Genomic DNA, 5,388 nt, shown 5'->3' on the forward strand with positions numbered 1-5,388 from the left:
CGTCCTCGACGCCTATCTCCTCGTCCTCGACGCCTATCTCCTCGTCCTCGACGCCTATCTCCTCGTCCTCGACGCCTATCTCCTCGTCCTCGACGTCTGTCGCTCCGACTTCGGCAGCTGCCTCCGCGTCGTCGGCGTCACCGGTCTCGGCGTCGCTCGCGTCCGCTTCGCTGCTGCCCGCATCGTCGCCGTCGTCTCCGTCGTCGCCGACGGCCTCGGCGCGCGCGGCGTCCTCGGCGGCCACGACCTCGTCCGGGTCGAGGCTCGCGTGGGGGTCCGAGCTCGGTTCGGTATCCCCGTCGGACTCGTCGCCGTCCGGGCCCGGATCGGCGGCATCGGGGGCTCCCTCGTCGGACGCGCCGGGCTCGGACCCCTCGTCGACGGCGCCGTCGGTGTCGGCCTCGTCGGTCGACCCATCGGCGGCGGCCGAGTCGTCGTCGCGCGACCGGTCCGAGTCGTCCATTCAGTTGCTGTACGCAACCGGGCGGTTATCAACCTTTTCGGATAGCGGCGACGCGCGGGGCCGATCGCCGGAGCCTCCCGGAGCGTCGCGGGCGGGAGCGTCGCAAGCGGGAGCGTCGCGGGCGGGAGCGCCCGCGGTCGAAAAGGTTGATAACGGCGACGGCCTTCGCCCTCCGTATGGCGAGCGCCCTCGACGAGGACACCCAACGGTCGATCGCAGAGGGCCAGGAGACGGCGAAGGCGTTCCTTCGGTCGATCCAGAAGGACCTTCAGAAGGTGTTCGTCGTCTTCCTCATCGGCTTCCTCGCGACGTTCTGGGCGCTGCGCACGTACATCTGGGACCGGCTCAGGGAGGTCACCGAGTCCAACATGAGCCCCGAGGTCGCCGCGGAGGCGGACGTCATCGCGACGACCCCGTTCGAGGTGATCCTCCTCCAGGCGAAGATCGGGCTGATCGTGGGCGCGATCGTCGCGATCCCGCCGCTTATCTACGTCACCCGCGACGAGCTCCGCGCCCGCGGCATGTGGCCGCAGTCGCCGATCGCCCGGTGGAAGCTCGCGCTCCTCGGGCTGCTCGCCGCCGGGCTGTTCGCCGCCGGCGTCGCCTACGGCGTCTTCGCCTTCTTCCCGCTGATGTTCGGCTTCCTCGCGGAATTCGGCCTGGAGGCCGACATCCAGCCAACCTACGGGATCGTGATGTGGACGGAGTTCATCGTCTTCCTCTCGCTTTCGTTCGGCCTCGCCGGACAGATGCCGATGGTCATCACCGGCCTGTCGTACGCCGAGATCGTCCCGTACGAGACGTTCCGCGACAAGTGGCGCTACGCGGTCGTCGCCATCTTCGTGTTCGGCGCCGTCTTCTCCCCGCCGGACCCGTTCACGCAGCTGCTGTGGGCGTTCCCGCTGGTCGCGCTGTACGGCTTCAGCCTCTACCTCGCGAAGCTCGTCGTCACGGCCAAGCGGAGCTCCGACCGGATCGACGTCCCCGGCGCGGTCCGGAACCACTGGAACGTCGTCGGGGGGGCGACCGTCCTCGGCGGCGCGCTCGTGTACGGCTTCTACGAGTACGGCGGCCGGACCGCGGTCAACGACCTCCTGCGGCTCGCGGGGAGCACCCGGCGCTTCCTCGAACCGGGCGCCGGGCTCGGCGTCGACCCGACGACCGCGCTCGGGGTCTACGCCGCCGCGTGGGCGCTCGCGTTCGCCGCCGTCGCGACGCTGTGGGCGGTGTACACCGACCTCGACACAACGAGCGCGGGCTACCAGTACGGCGACCCGACCGCCATCGACGTGGACGAACTCGACGCCGCGGGCGTGCGGGCGGCCCCCCCGGACGCGTTCGCTCAGATGGAGGAGGGGGAGTCGCTCGCGCTCGCGCAGGCCGCGATCGACGACGACGACCCGGAGAAGGCGCAGGCGATCCTCGACCGCTACGACGAGGTGAACGAGGGGAGCGACGGGGACGGCGACGGCGACTCCGACGCGAGCGGCGCGGACGGCGCGAGCGCGGACAGCGGGGGCGGGGGCAGCGGCGGCGAGGGCGGTCTGGTCGGCTCCGTCCAGAACCGGACCTCCCGCGCGGGGTCGACGTTCCTCGCCGAGCTCACGGACGGCGACGAGGAGTCGGCCGAAGACGACATCGGCGGCTACTACAAGGACCTCAAGTTCATCTTCGACTCGCTGCGCTCGCGGTCGTTCCGGATCGTCGCCGTCTTCGGCGTCGTGATGGCGGCCGCGTTCACGTGGCTGTACCTCGGCGGCCTCGGCACCGTCCGCGGCGACCTCGAGCGGCGCGTCCCGGCGGAGATAGAGGGCGGGATCAACATCATCACGCTCCACCCGGTCGAGGCGCTCATCTTCATGGTGAAGTTCTCGGTGCTGCTCGGAATCGTCGCCGCGTTCCCCGTGGTCCTCTACTACGCGTGGCCCGCGCTCCGCGAGCGCGGCTTCGTCGCCGGGCGGATATCGCAGGTGTACCTCTGGGCGGGCGCGCTCAGTGCCGGCATGGTCGGCGGCTTCGTGCTCGGCTACACGACCATCGCGCCCGGCCTCATCGGCTGGCTCGTCACCGACGCGCGCCTCGCCGACATGGTCATCACCTACCAGGTGAGCGACTTCCTCTGGCTCGTCATCTACACCACTATCGGGATCGGCTTCCTCGCTGACATCCCGATCGCGATGGTCCTCATGAACAACGCCGGCGTCCCGTACCGCGTGTTCCGGGAGCGCTGGCGGGAGGTGACGATCGGGATCCTGCTCGTCGCGGCCGTGTTCACCCCCGCCGACGTGATCACGATGTTCCTCGCGACGATCCCGCTGATGGCGGCGTACGGGCTCGGAGTCGGGGTCCTCTTCGTCGTCACCCTCGGCGGCCGGCGGGACCTCTCGCCGCCCGCGGAGTTCGTGACGCGTTGAGCCGTCCGGCGCGTGGTCCGGCGGACGCTGAGCCGTCCGGGGCGCGGCGCGGGCCTTGGTAGCCACCCGCGAGACCGACGAGTATTCCCGCGCGCGCCCGCAACGGAAGAACAGAAATGAGCAAGGACTACATCGAGGTCCGCGGCGCCGAGGAACACAACCTCAAGGACCTCGACGTCCGGATCCCGCGCGAGGAGTTCACCGTCGTCACCGGCCTCTCCGGGTCGGGGAAGTCGTCGCTCGCGTTCGACACCGTCTACGCCGAGGGGCAGCGCCGCTACATCGAGTCGCTGTCGGCGTACGCCCGCAACTTCCTCGGGCAGATGGACAAACCGCAGGTGGAGTCCGTCGAGGGGCTCTCCCCGGCGATCTCCATCGACCAGAAGAACGCCGCGAACAACCCCCGGTCGACGGTGGGGACCGTCACGGAGCTCCACGACTACCTCCGCCTGCTGTACGCCCGGATCGGCACGCAGTACGACCCCGTCACCGGCGAGGAGGTCGGCGAGCAGTCCGCCCAGGACATGGTGAACCAGGTCCTCGAGCTTCCGGAGGGGACCCGCGCGAAGGTCGCGGCGCCGGTCGTCCGCGACCAGAAGGGCGCCTTCGAGGACTTATTCGAGGAGCTAGTGAGCGACGGGTACGCCCGCGTCGAGGTCGACGGCGAGCCGGTCGACCTGACCCTCGATTCCCCCGACCTCGACGAGAACTACGACCACACGATCGACGTGATCGTCGACCGCGTCCGGGTCTCGCCGGACGCGCGCTCGCGGATCACGGACTCCGTCGAGACCGCCCTCGAGGAGGCCGGCGGCGTCCTCAAGCTGATCGTCCCCGACCCGCCCGAGGACGTCCCCTTCGCGTCGAACGCGCGCTCGACGGGGTCGCTCGCGGCGGACGCCGACGGCGACGACCGGCTCGTCGTCGAGTTCTCCGAGGAGCTCGGTAACCCCAACTCCGACGTACAGTTCTCGGCGCTCGAGACGCGCTCGTTCTCCTTTAACAGCCCGTACGGGGCCTGTCCCGAGTGCGAGGGGATCGGCTCGACGAAGGAGGTCGACGAGGACCTCGTCGTCGAGGACCCCTCGAAGCCGCTGAAGCACGTGTTCGAGCCGTGGAGCTACGACCGCACCTACTACTCCCGGCAGCTCGACAACGTCGCTGACCACTTCGGCGTCGACCTCGACACCGCCTTCGAAGAGCTCGAGGAGTCGATTCAGCGGCAGTTCCTCTACGGCACCGACGACCTCGTCCACTTCGAGTGGACCACGAAGAACGGTACCCGCGAGAAGACCGAGCGGTTCGAGGGCGTGATCCCCAACTTGGAGCGCCGCCACGTCGAGACCGACTCCGAGCGCGCCCGCGACCACATCGAGGAGTACATGGCCGTGACGACCTGCCCCGAGTGCGAGGGGACGCGCCTCAAGGAGCAGTCGCGGCACGTGCTCGTCGCCGGGACCTCGATCACCGAGGTGAACGAGCTGTCGATCGCCGAGGCGCGCGAGCACTTCGAGGGGATGGAAGACGAGCTGAACGAGCGTGAGACGACGATCGCCGAGGAGATATTAAAGGAGATCCGCGCGCGGCTCGGCTTCATGGAGGAGGTCGGCTTAGAGTACCTCACGCTCGACCGCGAGGCGTCGACCCTCTCCGGCGGCGAGAGCCAGCGCATCCGGCTCGCGACCCAGGTCGGCTCCGGGCTGGTCGGCGTGCTGTACGTCCTAGACGAGCCCTCCATCGGGCTTCACCAGCGCGACAACGACCGCCTGCTCGACACGCTAGAGGGGCTCCGCGACCTCGGAAACACGCTCATCGTCGTCGAGCACGACGAGGAGACGATGCGGCGCGCCGACGAAATCATCGACATGGGCCCCGGCCCCGGCAAGCGCGGCGGCGAGGTCGTCGCACAGGGCGACTTCGACGAGGTGGTCGCGACCGACGAGTCGGTGACCGCCGACTACCTCGCGGGCCGCAAGGAGATTCCGGTGCCCGGCGAGCGCCGCGAGCCGGACGGCGAGCTCGTGGTTCGGGGGGCCCGCCAGCACAACCTGAAGGACCTCGACGTGCCGATCCCGCTCGGCACGCTGACGACTGTGACGGGCGTCTCCGGCTCCGGGAAGTCGACGCTCGTCAACGATATTCTTTATAAGGGACTCGCCCGCGAGATGAACGACAACACCTCCGTCGACCCCGGCGCACACGACGCGATCGAGGGGCTCGACGAGGTGGAGACGGTGCGGCTCATCGACCAGTCGCCGATCGGGCGGACGCCGCGCTCGAACCCCGCCACGTACACGGACGTGTTCGACCACGTCCGCGAGCTGTTCGCGGAGACGAAGCTCTCGAAGCGCCGCGGCTACGAGAAGGGCCGGTTCTCGTTCAACGTGAAGGGCGGGCGCTGCGAGGAGTGCGGCGGGCAGGGCACCGTGAAGATCGAGATGAACTTCCTCTCTGACGTGTACGTCCCCTGCGAGGAGTGCGGCGGCGCCCGCTACAACGACGAGACGCTCG

At 69.4% G+C, this 5,388-nt stretch carries 2 protein-coding genes and 1 pseudogene; 2 read left to right on the forward strand and 1 reads right to left on the reverse strand.

The window, feature by feature from the left end:
• A pseudogene (locus F3H13_RS16430) lies at nt 1-463 on the reverse strand (MFS transporter); the annotation flags it as partial.
• 176 nt (nt 464-639) lie between these two features.
• On the opposite strand from F3H13_RS16430, the gene tatC reads away from it, so the two are divergent.
• Nucleotides 640-2,877, forward strand: a complete 2,238-nt coding sequence (tatC, locus tag F3H13_RS14385) for a twin-arginine translocase subunit TatC (RefSeq protein WP_149799025.1) — start codon at nt 640-642, stop codon at nt 2,875-2,877.
• Between the two features lie 116 nt (nt 2,878-2,993).
• Nucleotides 2,994-5,388, forward strand: a 2,395-nt coding sequence (uvrA, locus tag F3H13_RS14390) for an excinuclease ABC subunit UvrA (protein ID WP_149799690.1), incomplete at its 3' end; no start/stop codon positions are given.

The sequence above is a fragment of the Halorubrum xinjiangense genome, assembly GCF_900102375.1.
GTDB classification, from domain to species: Archaea; Halobacteriota; Halobacteria; order Halobacteriales; family Haloferacaceae; genus Halorubrum; species Halorubrum xinjiangense.